Consider the following 14484-nt stretch of genomic DNA (forward strand, 5'->3'; position numbering starts at 1 on the left):
CAATTAGTAAGACAAGATATCACATAGTGATTCTTTTTAACGGTTAAGTTAGAAAGGGCGCACGGTGGATGCCTTGGCACTAGGAGCCGATGAAGGACGGGACGAACACCGATATGCTTCGGGGAGCTGTAAGCAAGCTTTGATCCGGAGATTTCCGAATGGGGAAACCCACCACTCGTAATGGAGTGGTATCCATATCTGAATTCATAGGATATGAGAAGGCAGACCCGGGGAACTGAAACATCTAAGTACCCGGAGGAAGAGAAAGCAAATGCGATTCCCTGAGTAGCGGCGAGCGAAACGGGATTAGCCCAAACCAAGAGGCTTGCCTCTTGGGGTTGTAGGACACTCTGTACGGAGTTACAAAAGAACGAGGTAGATGAAGAGGTCTGGAAAGGCCCGCCATAGAAGGTAACAGCCCTGTAGTCAAAACTTCGTTCTCTCCTGAGTGGATCCTGAGTACGGCGGAACACGTGAAATTCCGTCGGAATCCGGGAGGACCATCTCCCAAGGCTAAATACTCCCTAGTGACCGATAGTGAACCAGTACCGTGAGGGAAAGGTGAAAAGCACCCCGGAAGGGGAGTGAAAGAGATCCTGAAACCGTGTGCCTACAAGTAGTCAGAGCCCGTTAACGGGTGATGGCGTGCCTTTTGTAGAATGAACCGGCGAGTTACGATCCCGTGCAAGGTTAAGCAGAAGATGCGGAGCCGCAGCGAAAGCGAGTCTGAATAGGGCGCATGAGTACGTGGTCGTAGACCCGAAACCAGGTGATCTACCCATGTCCAGGGTGAAGTTCAGGTAACACTGAATGGAGGCCCGAACCCACGCACGTTGAAAAGTGCGGGGATGAGGTGTGGGTAGGGGTGAAATGCCAATCGAACCTGGAGATAGCTGGTTCTCTCCGAAATAGCTTTAGGGCTAGCCTCAAGGTAAGAGTCTTGGAGGTAGAGCACTGATTGGACTAGGGGCCCCTACCGGGTTACCGAATTCAGTCAAACTCCGAATGCCAATGACTTATCCTTGGGAGTCAGACTGCGAGTGATAAGATCCGTAGTCGAAAGGGAAACAGCCCAGACCGCCAGCTAAGGTCCCAAAGTATACGTTAAGTGGAAAAGGATGTGGAGTTGCTTAGACAACCAGGATGTTGGCTTAGAAGCAGCCACCATTTAAAGAGTGCGTAATAGCTCACTGGTCGAGTGACTCTGCGCCGAAAATGTACCGGGGCTAAACGTATCACCGAAGCTGCGGACTGTTCTTCGAACAGTGGTAGGAGAGCGTTCTAAGGGCTGTGAAGCCAGACCGGAAGGACTGGTGGAGCGCTTAGAAGTGAGAATGCCGGTATGAGTAGCGAAAGAGGGGTGAGAATCCCCTCCACCGAATGCCTAAGGTTTCCTGAGGAAGGCTCGTCCGCTCAGGGTTAGTCGGGACCTAAGCCGAGGCCGAAAGGCGTAGGCGATGGACAACAGGTTGATATTCCTGTACCACCTCCTCACCATTTGAGCAATGGGGGGACGCAGGAGGATAGGGTAAGCGCGGTATTGGATATCCGCGTCCAAGCAGTTAGGCTGGGAAATAGGCAAATCCGTTTCCCATAAGGCTGAGCTGTGATGGCGAGCGAAATTTAGTAGCGAAGTTCCTGATTCCACACTGCCAAGAAAAGCCTCTAGCGAGGTGAGAGGTGCCCGTACCGCAAACCGACACAGGTAGGCGAGGAGAGAATCCTAAGGTGATCGAGAGAACTCTCGTTAAGGAACTCGGCAAAATGACCCCGTAACTTCGGGAGAAGGGGTGCTCTGTTAGGGTGCAAGCCCGAGAGAGCCGCAGTGAATAGGCCCAGGCGACTGTTTAGCAAAAACACAGGTCTCTGCGAAGCCGTAAGGCGAAGTATAGGGGCTGACGCCTGCCCGGTGCTGGAAGGTTAAGAGGAGCGCTTAGCGTAAGCGAAGGTGCGAATTGAAGCCCCAGTAAACGGCGGCCGTAACTATAACGGTCCTAAGGTAGCGAAATTCCTTGTCGGGTAAGTTCCGACCCGCACGAAAGGCGCAACGATCTGGGCACTGTCTCAACGAGAGACTCGGTGAAATTATAGTACCTGTGAAGATGCAGGTTACCCGCGACAGGACGGAAAGACCCCGTGGAGCTTTACTGCAGCCTGATATTGAATGTTGGTACAGCTTGTACAGGATAGGTAGGAGCCTTGGAAACCGGAGCGCTAGCTTCGGTGGAGGCATCGGTGGGATACTACCCTGGCTGTATTGACCTTCTAACCCGCCGCCCTTATCGGGCGGGGAGACAGTGTCAGGTGGGCAGTTTGACTGGGGCGGTCGCCTCCTAAAAGGTAACGGAGGCGCCCAAAGGTTCCCTCAGAATGGTTGGAAATCATTCGCAGAGTGTAAAGGCACAAGGGAGCTTGACTGCGAGACCTACAAGTCGAGCAGGGACGAAAGTCGGGCTTAGTGATCCGGTGGTTCCGCATGGAAGGGCCATCGCTCAACGGATAAAAGCTACCCCGGGGATAACAGGCTTATCTCCCCCAAGAGTCCACATCGACGGGGAGGTTTGGCACCTCGATGTCGGCTCATCGCATCCTGGGGCTGTAGTCGGTCCCAAGGGTTGGGCTGTTCGCCCATTAAAGCGGTACGCGAGCTGGGTTCAGAACGTCGTGAGACAGTTCGGTCCCTATCCGTCGCGGGCGCAGGAAATTTGAGAGGAGCTGTCCTTAGTACGAGAGGACCGGGATGGACGCACCGCTGGTGTACCAGTTGTTCTGCCAAGGGCATCGCTGGGTAGCTATGTGCGGACGGGATAAGTGCTGAAAGCATCTAAGCATGAAGCCCCCCTCAAGATGAGATTTCCCATTCCGCAAGGAAGTAAGATCCCTGAAAGATGATCAGGTTGATAGGTCTGAGGTGGAAGTGTGGCGACACATGGAGCTGACAGATACTAATCGATCGAGGACTTAACCACATTTTGAATGATGTCACACCTGTTATCTAGTTTTGAGAGAACACTCTCAATTTGTTTGGTGGCGATAGCGAAGAGGTCACACCCGTTCCCATACCGAACACGGAAGTTAAGCTCTTCAGCGCCGATGGTAGTCGGGGGTTTCCCCCTGTGAGAGTAGGACGCCGCCAAGCAATTGAAAAAAGGGCAGCTCATATGAGCTGCCCTTTTTGTATTCTGGTTTAAAGGTAAAACCCAGCTCAATGAGCTGGGTTTTTTGTTTTATATCTGTATTGATTTGCTTTCTTCGGTATCCATTTTTTCGAGCTTCCTGCTTTTCAGGTTCTCTAATATTTTTAATACCAATACAATCCCCAGCATGATCAACATAAGAGTCGTAAATAACCAAAATGCAGTTTGTACGGGGAACTCATCTAGACTCCATCCGACTGCGATTGGCAGGATAGAACCGCCTAATCCATTGGCAGCGAGCAACATGCTTGTCGTTTGTTCTGTTTTTCCAGGATAGAATTGATTGGTGATAATTAACGCAATGGCGAACATGCCAGCCATAAATAATCCTAAGAAGAAACAAAGAACAAACCCTGCAAAAACTGTTTTACTGATTGCTAAAATACAAAGTGAGATGAGGCCGCCGATATTAATCAGCCTGAGATAACGATGATAGGTTAGTTTTTCGGAAACCGGCCCAGTCAGTAAACGCCCAATGATCATACCGATCCAATATATTGTTACCGTTATTGTTGCTAAGGAGTTAGAGATCTCCCACTTCTCCGCGAAGATGGAAGGGATAAAGTGAACAATTGATACTTCACTTCCTCCATAAAAAAAGAAGTAAGCAGCGGCTAAAGAAATAAACAGTAAGCCATGTTTTCGAAAGCTTATAGGTGCTTGTTGTTTTCCATTGCCCGAAGTGTTTGTTTGACGGATGAGCAAATCGTCTAAACTGCCAAAACTCAGTCGGCTCCAAACAAGCATCAAAAGAAATGAACTTAGTCCCAAAACAAGAAAGGCTAATGTCCATACATTATTGCTGATTAAAAAACCAGATAGCAATGGCATGAAAAGGGCTCCTAAACCGTATGCTACTTCCATCTTACTCATGGCGATTGCTTGTTTTTCTTTAATTGCTGTTAGGATAATTGTTCCTACACAAGATTCAACCAGTCCGGCTCCAAGTCCAGCCATACTGACAAGAAGAAAGAGCAACGGCCACGGAGGGAGGAAATAAATAAATAACTCGCAGCTGATCATGGCTAATCCTATAACAACTACTTTTCTTCGTCCCATTCTCTTCACAGCATAAGGCATCCCTAGTACACCGATTAAAAACCCCATAAATTGCGAAAATACTAATACTCCGCCGTTACTGTAGCTTTGGGCGTAATGGGAAAGCAATTCCGGGAGGACAGCTCCAAGTATAACGAGAGTAAAGGCGATCGATCCGTAAGATAAACATCCAATCCACAGTAAACGAGTTTTCATTCATTAATCTCCTTTGATAAAAATAGTACTCCTCTAGAATTTACATGATAGGACTGGTAGTAAAAATAAGCTATTTATGTTGTTTGTATTTAGTTTTTTTACATTAAATCCATTTATTTCTATGATAACATACGAAGTTTGAATAAAAACCCCTAATGCAAACGTTAACAAATAGTTAACAAATTTTACTATTTATCTAGTTGACATTAATTTCTAGAATTTATACGATGATTAACGAGTTTTACATATTTTATTGAATAGGGGTGTTGTTAGTGGGGACTAAAGAAATTACGAATCCAGACAGTTTGTATTACAAAGTAGATGACGTTGTAATGGAAAGAGGTGAAGGCATCTATTTGTACGATTCAGAGGGCAATGAGTATATTGATTGTGCCTCTGCTACTTTCAACTTGAATTTGGGTTATACCAATAAGGAAGTTATTGATACAGTCAAAGAACAGGCTGACCAGCTTATACATGTCACTTCTTCCTACCAAACCAATGCCGTTAATAAACTAGCTGAAAAACTTGTAGAAATCTCCCCCGACAATCTCACTAAAGTTCACCCTAAAGTCAGCAGCGGCTCTGCCGCAAATGAAGGAGCTATTAAAATGGCTCAGAATTATTCTGGAAAAACAGATGTCATTTCTTTATTCCGAAGCCACCTTGGCCAAACGTACATGATGTCTGCGTTATCCGGAAATTCATTTCGAAGAGAGCCCTTCCCCCCTCAGTTTTCTTTTGGCTTGCAGGTGCCTGACCCCTATTGCAACCGTTGTTTTTACAATCAGAAACCAGATTCATGCGGAATGCTTTGTGTAGAAAGAATTAATGATTTTATCGAATATGCAAGTAACGGAAAAATTGCTGCGATGATTATTGAACCGATCTCCGGTAACGGAGGGAATATCGTTCCGCCTAAGGAGTACTTTAAGCAATTACGAAAGCTCTGTGATGAGCATGATATCGCACTTATTTTTGATGAAATTCAAACTGGATTCGGCAGGACAGGCAAGATGTTTGCCGCTGATTACTTTGATGTGAAACCGAATATGATGACTGTCGCGAAAGGGTTGGGCGGCACGGGATTCCAGGTTGCAGCCACCCTGACAGAGGAAAAATACACGGGATTAGCCGGCCACAATCACTCATTTACTTATGGCTCGAATGTGATGGCTTCTGCAGCTGCTTGTAAGACAATCGAAATTATGCAGAGGCCGGGCTTCTTAGAAAATGTAACAATTGTCGGGAAGTACATTATGGATTCCTTAGAGCATATGAAGAAAGAATTTACATTTATTGCTGACGTCAGAGGCGTAGGTTTGATGATCGGTGTTGAAATTGTAAAAGAGAATAATGAGCCTGATGTAGAGCTGACCAATTATATTGCCAAGCGGGCTATGGATTATGGATTAATTTTACGGACTTCCCGTTACGGATTCGGAAATGTATTTAAAATCCGTCCGCCTCTCACGATTACGCTAAGTGAGGCTGAGGTGCTTTGTTTTAAACTTCGTAAGCTATTGGAGGATATCAAGTGAAAGAATATATTATAGAGCTCGGAAAATTTGTTTATGAAGAAGTGAAGGGACAGAAAGGAACACTGAAAAACCGGTTAGTTAATGGATATTCCCCCGGTGGTGATGCACAGTTTAACATTGATGCCGCCGCTGAGAACGCTGTACTGGAATATGTGAAAAGCAAAGAGGAGTCAGTCGCGTTTTATACTGAAGATGGCGGTCTGAAGATATTTGGAGACAACCCTCAATATATTTTGATCGTTGATCCGATTGATGGCACCCGTCCGGCAGCTGCGGGACTTGAAATGTCTTGTATTTCTATCGCATTAGCAGGATACAAGCCTGATGCAAAAATTAAGGATATTGAATTTGCTTTTCTGCTGGAGCTGAAAACAGGTGCCTATATGTACGCGGATGTTTATTCTGAGGGAATCTATTATGAAGGCTATCGCGGCACCCTGCCGAATCTAAGCAAAGTAAGAGACATTAAACATATGTTCTGGAGCCTTGAGTTTAATGGGCACCCCGCACACCTGATGATTAATGCGTACGGTCATTTGATTGATCAGTCAGCCAATAATGGCGGCGTATTTGTTTTCAATAGCGCTTCTTATTCTATCTCCAGAATTATTACAGGGCAGATGGATGCCTATGTGGATATCGGTAATCGTTTATTAAAGGATGATCCTGCACTGCTGAAAGATTTTCAGGATGTGGGGAATGGACAGGTTCTGCATCTGTTTCCTTATGATATTGCCGCAAGTGTGTTTTTGGCGAAAAAAGCAGGAGTTGTCATTACTGATGCGTATGGAAAGTCCTTAGATGATACACTTCTGACGGATCTTAGCTACAATAACCAGCAGTCATGCATTGCTGCGTCAACGAAGGAGCTGCATCAAAAACTGCTGGATCAAATTCGCTGGGACAGAAAGGAAGAGACATATGAAAGCGTTGGTCTGGACTCCTAATGATCGGCTTGAATTGCAAGAAGTAGAAGAACCTCAAATCAAAAAAATGAACGATGTGAAAGTTAGAATATACGGGACAGGCATCTGCGGAACGGATTTAAATGTTCTAAAAGGAAAGATGCAAGCGACTCACAATATGATCCTGGGTCACGAATCTGTTGGAGTAGTGACAGAAACGGGGCCTGAGGTTAAAAACGTTAAGCCTGGTGATCGCGTGGTAATCGATCCGACTCAGTTTTGCGGGAAGTGTTATTATTGCCGGAAAGGTTTAACTTGTTATTGTGAGACGTTTGAAGACTGGCAGCTGGGATTAGGGGCGCATGGCACTTTTGCCGATTATTACGTAGGCGAGGACCGTTTTATGTATAAAATCCCGGAGGATATGGAATGGGAACGAGCCACTTTAATTGAGCCGCTTTCCTGTGTATTAAATGTGATAGAGCGGGCTGCAATAAAACCTGACGATTCTGTATTGGTGTTAGGGTCGGGGCCGATCGGGCTGCTTGTTCAAATGATGGTGAAAAAACTATCAAGGCTGACCGTTGCGACTGAGGTTGGTGATTACCGAACTGAAGCGGCAGGCCTGATATCCGATTATGTTTATCATCCGCAGGATTTAACGGTGTACGAGGTCAGACGCATTAATCAAGGGAGAAAATTTGATGTGGTTTTTGACGCGATCGGCAATCAGCTTGATTGGGCGTATCCATTAATAGACAAGGGCGGAAGGCTTGTGCCCATGGGATTTGATGATACGTATGAGATGAAAATCAGGCCTTTTCAGCTGCTTTCTAATGGCGTAACGATCGTTGGAACCGGAGAGGCTCGCCAGATTATGGAGGATGCGGTATCATGTGCCGCGGACATGCCTCAGCTTTCTGAACTGATTACAGTGAAAGCCCCGCTTGAGAACTATGAGGCTGCCATCCATGAATTGATGGGCATAGATCCGTTGTCAAATGAGAGAAAAGATATTACTGCAGTTAAAACGATTCTTGTTTCTCATCCGGATATGATATAATGCAGCGATGGCTCAAACTAAGTTTGAGCCATTATTTTCTTCAACATTCATCTTGCGTATTTGATCAAAATTTAATATGATACTCTTTGTATAATAACTCCTTGCCTCAATACAATATACTCAACGTTTCCCCTTTTTCTCCGATCGTTTTCCTTTTCATTTTCTCCCATAAAATAAAGATAGCTCCCAATACAACAGATACGGTGCGGATTTATTTTTTAAAAAGGAGTCGTTATATTTGAATAATAGTTTTACATTAAAGCAGCAATGGTTCGGGAATATCCGAAAAGACATTCTTGCTGGCATTTTAGTTGCGTTAGCATTAATACCTGAAGCAATTGGCTTTTCTATTATAGCCGGTGTTGATCCGATGGTCGGTCTTTATGCGTCATTTTGTATAGCCATTATTATTTCTATTTTTGGCGGCAGACCGGGCATGATTTCAGCTGCGACTGGCTCAATGGCGGTCGTTATGGTGTCGCTGGTTGCTGATCATGGGCTTCAGTATTTATTTGCGGCTACGATTTTGACAGGAATTATTCAGGTGATTTTAGGTATCAGTAAAATTGCGAGATTAATGAAATTCATCCCGCGTTCTGTGATGATCGGGTTTGTGAATGCGCTGGCGATCCTTATCTTCTCTGCGCAGCTTCCTCAGTTTGAAGGTGCTTCTTGGAGCATGTATGCGATGCTTGCCGGGTCGTTGGTTATTATTTATGTGCTGCCGAGGTTTACGACTGTGGTTCCGTCTCCGCTTGTCGCGATTATTGTGATGACGATTATTGCGGTCACTTTCCATGTGGATGTGCGGACGGTCGGGGATATGGGCAATATCTCTAGTTCATTGCCTCATTTCTTGATCCCTGATGTTCCGTTTACCTTTGAAACGCTGCAAATCATTTTTCCTTATTCGATTGCTTTAGCGTTTGTTGGATTGCTGGAATCTTTGCTGACAGCACAGATTATTGATGAAATGACGGATACAGACAGTGACAAAAATAAAGAGAGCCGCGGGCAGGGAATTGCGAATATCGTGACTGGGTTCTTTGGCGGTATGGCTGGCTGCGCTATGATTGGACAATCTGTCATTAATACAAAAGCGGGCGGACGCGGACGCTTGTCAGCATTTGTTGCCGGTGCTTTTCTGATGTTTTTAATTGCGGTGTTAAGTCATGTCGTAGTGAAGATTCCGATGGCTGCGTTAGTGGCTGTTATGGTTATGGTTTCTGTCGGCACATTTGATTGGACTTCTTTAAAAGGCCTCAAAAAAGCGCCGCTCACAGACTCGATTGTCATGGTTGTGACTGTGATGACGGTTGTTGTAACGGATGATTTATCTAAAGGCGTATTCGTCGGAGTTCTCTTAAGTGCCGTGTTCTTTGTGGCAAAAATCTCTAAGCTGAAAATTGTTTCTCATGCAGAGGATCAAAAGCTGAGAACGTATCAAGTGAAGGGACAAATCTTTTTTGCGTCAGTGACTGATCTTATGAATGCATTTATTTATCAAGAGGATATTGAGCGAGTCGTGATTGACTTAACTGAGGCCCACGTATGGGATGATTCAGGAGCGGCAGCGCTTGATAAGATTGTTGCGAAGTTTAAAGAACAGGGCATTGAAGCTGAATTAAAAGGTTTAAACAATGCGAGTAAATCTCTTATGAAACAGATGGCATAGTAGAGAAGCCCAGATTAACGTGATCTGGGCTTTTTTATATAACATACGGTTGAACAGCATTGATATAATAGAGAGAACAGAATTTTTAAATAGGGGACTTGCATATGATGCTTCAGAAGCTGAACCGTATATTGGGGAGGGTGATGCCGCTTTTAACGCCAACTAGTGTGGTGCTGGGTGTGCTGCTGTCTCAGTTTTTAAATGGATATGAAAGCGCTGTGCCTTGGATCTTTGCTTTTATTACGTTTGCAGGCAGTTTGAGCGCTAACTTTCAATCTTTGAGACATGCATTGTCTCATCCTCTCCCTATGATTCTTGCATTATTTGTTCTTCATATTTTTATGCCGCTTTTTGCTTGGGGCAGCGGCCACCTTATCTTTAAAGGCGATCCTTTGACTATCACTGGCCTAACATTGGCTGTTGTGATTCCTACTGGGATTACAAGCTTGATTTGGGCAGCGATGTACAAAGGGAATGTGGGTTTGACGCTTTCGATTATTTTAGTTGATACGGTGCTGTCGCCGTTGATCGTTCCGCTGAGCCTTTCATTGCTCGCCGGCGCTCAGGTTCATATGGATGTGTGGGGAATGATGAAGGGGCTGATTGTGATGGTTGTGATTCCTTCTTTCCTGGGTATGCTGTTTAACCAGATGTCATCTCCAGAAAGAACCGCATCTGTGAGTAGTGCGCTGTCTCCTTTTTCAAAGCTTTGCCTGATGGCAGTGATTGCAATTAACAGTTCTGCGATTGCCCCTTATTTCAAAGCCGTTGATTTGAGATTCGTAGGAATAGCGGCGACGGTTTTCTTTATCGCGTTAACAGGCTATGCCGCTGCTTGGCTCATCGGAAAAATGATGAAAAGGCGCCAGGAGGAAATTGTATCTCTTATTTTTACAGGAGGCATGAGAAATATCAGTGCCGGCGCAGTTCTTGCCGTTACGTTCTTTCCGTCTCAGGTTGCCGTTCCGGTAGTGATCGGCATGCTGTTTCAGCAGATACTGGCTGCTTTGTTTGGCTATATGCTGAATCGTTTTGAATTAAAACCTGTATTGCAGAAAGCATGAAAAAACCGCTCAATTCTATGAGCGGTTTTTTCCGTATAGCCATTCGAGCGCGATGATGAACTGTTGGCAGAAGTACTTGTGGTGGTGCACCGCCCCTTTTTCAATTGAAAGACATAGCTGATCTTCAGTGAAGCCTTTTTCTTTTAAGCTTTGATGCACTTGCTTTGTATTCTGCAGCATATGTCGCTGAATGGATTGTTTTTCACGGCCTTCTTCACTGCCGACAGACATAAAAACACATGCAGTACCGGGCTCTAAAGAAGATAAATGAATGGTTTCCAGTGCGTTCTCATACCAGTAGGAGCCTGAGATAGAGCCTATTTTTCCAAAAACAGATGGATACTTTAATAAGGAAAACAATGAAATGAGGCCGCCTAATGAGGCACCTATCATTCCTCTTAATTGCGGTTCTCTGGTGACGTTCCAATTTTCTTCGATAAACGGAATGAACCGGTTTGTTATGTCAGACAGATAGTCATATCCTATGCCTCCGAAGTCCGGGAACCGATCACTGAGTGATGCAGCCGGCCAAGGGGTGTATTCATCCAGCCGGTTTTCGGATTCTATACCAATCAGTACGAGCTCAGGGAGCCTTCGCTGTTGGAATGTGCTTTCTAATAATTCGATTTGGCCGTGAAACAAAGAACTGCCATCTTGCACGTAAACAGCAGGAAATCTCCTGCTGTCTGGGCTGTAGGAAGGAGGGAGGTACAGCGTGAACTTCCTTTTGCCGGCTTTATGCTCTGAAAGAGATCCGTTCAAGCATTCTCCCCCTTTTTTTGCTTGAAAAGCAGATATAAGAAATAAGGAACACCGAGGATCGCTAATATGATGCCTGCGGGCACTTCCGCGGGCTGGAAAAACAGTTTTCCGGCAAAGTCTGCGCCTATCACAAGCAGCATGCCGATTAAACCGCTCAGTGGCAGGATGTCACGGTGTTCGACACCAGCCAGTCTCCGTGAAATATGGGGAGCGATTAAGCCGACAAACGCCATGCTGCCTGCTACGGAGACACATGCGCTGATGATTGCTACGCAAGCGACGAGCAGGATGGTTTTTTCTTTATTTGATGAAATACCCAGGCTTCTGACTGTATCTTCATCAAAACGAATGGTGTCGAGCAAGCGGGATTTTGCGATAAGAATGGGTATAAACAGCAGCATCCATGGGAGAACGGCTGTGATATACGTCCAGTTGGCAGACCAGATGCTTCCGTTTTTCCACACCATGGCCATTTGATAGTCTTGCGGGTCCATTTTTAATGATAAAAACAAAGACAGGGCGCTGAATCCTGAATTGATTGCGATTCCTACCAGAATAATTCTTCCTGAATCTAAATTGCCTCTGTGCCATGCAAATATGTATATCAGGATCGCCGCAATCAGTCCGCCTATCAATCCGAAGATCGGCATTCCCATCGCCGCAGCTATGGATGTTACTTCTTTCTGGCCTTGGAACAATAGCATAAACGCGACAATCCCGGCTCCCGCTCCTGCGTTAATTCCGAGAATTCCCGGGTCTGCAAGTCCGTTACGTGTGATGGCTTGGATGACGGCGCCTGCAATGCCAAGACCGAGTCCGATAATAGCTGCCATGACAACCCGCGGCAGTCTTAAATCGAACAGCAAAATTTCATACTGCGGATTCGGATCAATCTGAAAAAGAGTGGAGAGCAGCTCAGCCGGACGAACAGAAAATGATCCGCTCGTTAAGCTGAAATAGCTGACAACGAGAATCAAAGCGATGAACACGGCATATTTTTTAGCCATTTTGCTCCCCTCCTTTTCGTTTAATCAAATAAAGGAAGAAAGGCACGCCGATAATGGATGTCACGACTTCAATCGGTGTTTCAAACGGGTAATTGATAAATCTGCTTGCCAGATCACATAGGGTTAAAAAGACTCCGCCCAAGATGCAGGAACACGGAATCAGCCTGCTGTAATCAGAGCCGACGAGAAATCGCGTGATATGCGGAACAACCAATCCGACAAACGCAATTTTTCCGGCCAGCGCTACTGCACTGCCAGTTAAAATGATGACTGAAAGCATCGCCATGATTTTAATGGTCTTTTTCTTTTGCCCCAGACTTTTAGAAATGTCGTCGCCTAATGATACAGCGGTCACCTTTTTGCTGAGACAAATGGCCATTACAATGCCAATTAGGAAAAACGGAGCGGCTAGCTTCAGGAAATCCGGACTCATTTGGTGAAGTCTGGCGCTGTACCAGAAACTGAGATCCTGTGAAATTTGAAAATATATCGACATGGCCGCTGATAAACTGCTGAGCAGCATGCTTGTGACTGTGCCGATGATGGCAAGCTGTACGGGGGAAAACCCGTTAGGCATCATGGCGGCAAGGCTGAATACTAACACAGCTCCTAATGCTGAGCCGATAAAAGAGTAAATGATCATTTCAAACGAAGACGATTGCGGAAGCAGAACCATACAAAGCGTGATGATAAACGCGGAACCATCCGAAACGCCCATAATGGAGGGCGAAGCTAAATAATTACGCGTAATGCCTTGCATAAGCGCTCCAGAAACAGCAAGGGCTGCCCCTATGAGCAGAGCGCCGGCAGCCCTTGGAATCCGGGAATGCCATATAATTTGATGGTCTGTATTTCCCGGATCAAAATGAATAAGAGATGTAAAAACAATATCTGTGCTTAGATGCTTTGCGCCATATAGGATCGAAAGCAGCAGCGACAGTGCAATAGCAAATGGAGAAGTAATCAATATGATACGTGTCCACTGTTTTGAATACATACAAAAACCTACTCTGAATTAGTTTTGTGTCAATTTTTCAGTAGCCGCTTTCAGGAAGCGGACTTTGCTCCAAGCTGTGCCGCCTTGTGCGAGAGGATCCACTGAGTTGACGTACACATGATCTTCCTTGACTGCTTTAAGGCTTTTCCAGATTGGATTTTTCTCTAAATCTTTTAAGGCATCAGGTTTGTCTGCATTTTCATCATCAGAAAATTGGACGAAGATATGGTCCGGATTCATTTCACTCAATTTTTCTAATGAAATCAGCTCTTGAGCTTTTGCAGCTTTTACTTCGTCCGGCGCTTTAAGGCCTAAATCACCATATAGTGTGGAGTTGAAGTACACCTGTTCAGGGTAAATGTAAATGTTGCCTTGTCTGATTCTAATGACAAGCGCTTTTGAATCTTTTGCTTTTTCGTTGATTTTTGTTTTTGTTTCTTTTAGATCCTGTTCATAGTCTGCAATGATTTTTTTCGCCTTTTTCTCTTTTCCAGTCAGCTGGGCAAGCAGCATCATGTTTTCCTTCCAGTTTGAAGAGATATGAGAAACTGGGATTGTCGTGCCGGCTGTGCTGATTTTTTGCAGCGTTTTTTCCGGAAACTTTGTTGAAGCAAGGATTACATCTGGCTTCATTTCAAGAATCTTTTCAATGTTTGGCTCCATTTTTTCTCCGGTTGCTTCGGCTTTATCAGTGATGTCTTTGAACATATCAGGGAATTTGCCGGAGAATGAAATCGCGCCTTGCGGATGAACGTCAAGCAGTTTCGCGTCTTCCATTGATTCTACGCTTCCCGTAATGGCAATTTTGTCTGTCGGTACAGTTACTTCATATGTTTTATCCAGGTATTCAATTTTCTTCTTCTCAGACGCTGTGCCGCTTGCCTTGCTGGCAGTCGAATCATTTTTGCTGCCGCAAGCTGCCGCCGTCAGCGCGAGAAGCAAGATTAATAAGGTAAGAGATATCTTTTTCATCTATAAAGCCTCCTGTTCAATTGATAACTATTATCAATTGGAATTAT

At 45.2% G+C, this 14484-nt stretch carries 10 protein-coding genes and 2 rRNA genes; 7 read left to right on the forward strand and 5 right to left on the reverse strand.

The features are described from left to right. The first annotated feature begins 41 nt into the window (after nucleotides 1-41). Together GYO_RS23310 and rrf are read left to right on the forward strand one after the other, a co-directional pair. Nucleotides 42-2969: ribosomal RNA gene (locus tag GYO_RS23310) — 23S ribosomal RNA — on the forward strand. 54 nt (nucleotides 2970-3023) lie between these two features. Further along, a 5S ribosomal RNA gene (rrf, locus tag GYO_RS23315) occupies nucleotides 3024-3139 on the forward strand. A gap of 88 nt (nucleotides 3140-3227) precedes the next feature. Here rrf and GYO_RS23320 read toward each other — a convergent pair. Further along, on the reverse strand, nucleotides 3228-4451 hold the full coding sequence (locus GYO_RS23320; RefSeq protein ID WP_014112428.1) for an MFS transporter: 1224 nt from the start codon (nucleotides 4449-4451) through the stop codon (nucleotides 3228-3230). A 272-nt stretch (nucleotides 4452-4723) separates the two neighbouring features. Between GYO_RS23320 and GYO_RS23325 the strand changes: the two genes are divergently transcribed. The 5 genes from GYO_RS23325 (at nucleotide 4724) to GYO_RS23345 (ending at nucleotide 10699) form a co-directional block, all read left to right on the forward strand. After that, entirely contained in the window at nucleotides 4724-5992 is a 1269-nt protein-coding gene (locus GYO_RS23325; RefSeq protein ID WP_014112429.1) for an aspartate aminotransferase family protein, read from the forward strand. Then, on the forward strand, nucleotides 5989-6939 hold the full coding sequence (locus tag GYO_RS23330) for an inositol monophosphatase family protein (RefSeq protein WP_014112430.1): 951 nt from the start codon (nucleotides 5989-5991) through the stop codon (nucleotides 6937-6939). Before GYO_RS23325 ends, GYO_RS23330 begins: the two co-directional genes overlap by 4 nt. Then, the gene (locus GYO_RS23335) at nucleotides 6914-7960 is read left to right on the forward strand and encodes a zinc-dependent alcohol dehydrogenase (RefSeq protein ID WP_014112431.1); all 1047 of its coding nucleotides are present in this window, start codon (nucleotides 6914-6916) and stop codon (nucleotides 7958-7960) included. The genes GYO_RS23330 and GYO_RS23335 overlap by 26 nt, the downstream gene beginning before the upstream one ends. A gap of 238 nt (nucleotides 7961-8198) precedes the next feature. Next, nucleotides 8199-9635: a SulP family inorganic anion transporter gene (locus GYO_RS23340; RefSeq protein WP_014112432.1), complete on the forward strand. Its 1437-nt coding sequence runs from the start codon at nucleotides 8199-8201 to the stop codon at nucleotides 9633-9635. A gap of 143 nt (nucleotides 9636-9778) precedes the next feature. Beyond that, a complete protein-coding gene (locus GYO_RS23345) occupies nucleotides 9779-10699 on the forward strand; it encodes a bile acid:sodium symporter family protein (protein ID WP_072181801.1) in 921 nt (306 codons plus the stop codon). 15 nt (nucleotides 10700-10714) lie between these two features. Here GYO_RS23345 and GYO_RS23350 read toward each other — a convergent pair whose 3' ends face one another. Genes GYO_RS23350 through feuA form a run of 4 tightly spaced genes read right to left on the reverse strand, consistent with a single transcriptional unit; the run spans nucleotide 10715 to nucleotide 14437 of the window. Continuing rightward, complete coding sequence (locus GYO_RS23350) at nucleotides 10715-11461, reverse strand: alpha/beta hydrolase (RefSeq protein ID WP_014112434.1); 747 nt, start codon at nucleotides 11459-11461, stop codon at nucleotides 10715-10717. After that, a complete protein-coding gene (gene feuC, locus GYO_RS23355) occupies nucleotides 11458-12468 on the reverse strand; it encodes an iron ABC transporter permease FeuC (protein ID WP_014112435.1) in 1011 nt (336 codons plus the stop codon). Before feuC ends, GYO_RS23350 begins: the two co-directional genes overlap by 4 nt. Further along, nucleotides 12461-13465, reverse strand: a complete 1005-nt coding sequence (locus tag GYO_RS23360) for a FecCD family ABC transporter permease (protein ID WP_014112436.1) — start codon at nucleotides 13463-13465, stop codon at nucleotides 12461-12463. Before GYO_RS23360 ends, feuC begins: the two co-directional genes overlap by 8 nt. Before the next feature lie 18 nt (nucleotides 13466-13483). Continuing rightward, the gene (gene feuA, locus GYO_RS23365) at nucleotides 13484-14437 is read right to left on the reverse strand and encodes an iron ABC transporter substrate-binding protein FeuA (RefSeq protein ID WP_014112437.1); all 954 of its coding nucleotides are present in this window, start codon (nucleotides 14435-14437) and stop codon (nucleotides 13484-13486) included. Nucleotides 14438-14484: the final 47 nt, after the last annotated feature.

Source organism: Bacillus spizizenii TU-B-10, from assembly GCF_000227465.1.
GTDB lineage: Bacteria > Bacillota > Bacilli > Bacillales > Bacillaceae > Bacillus > Bacillus spizizenii.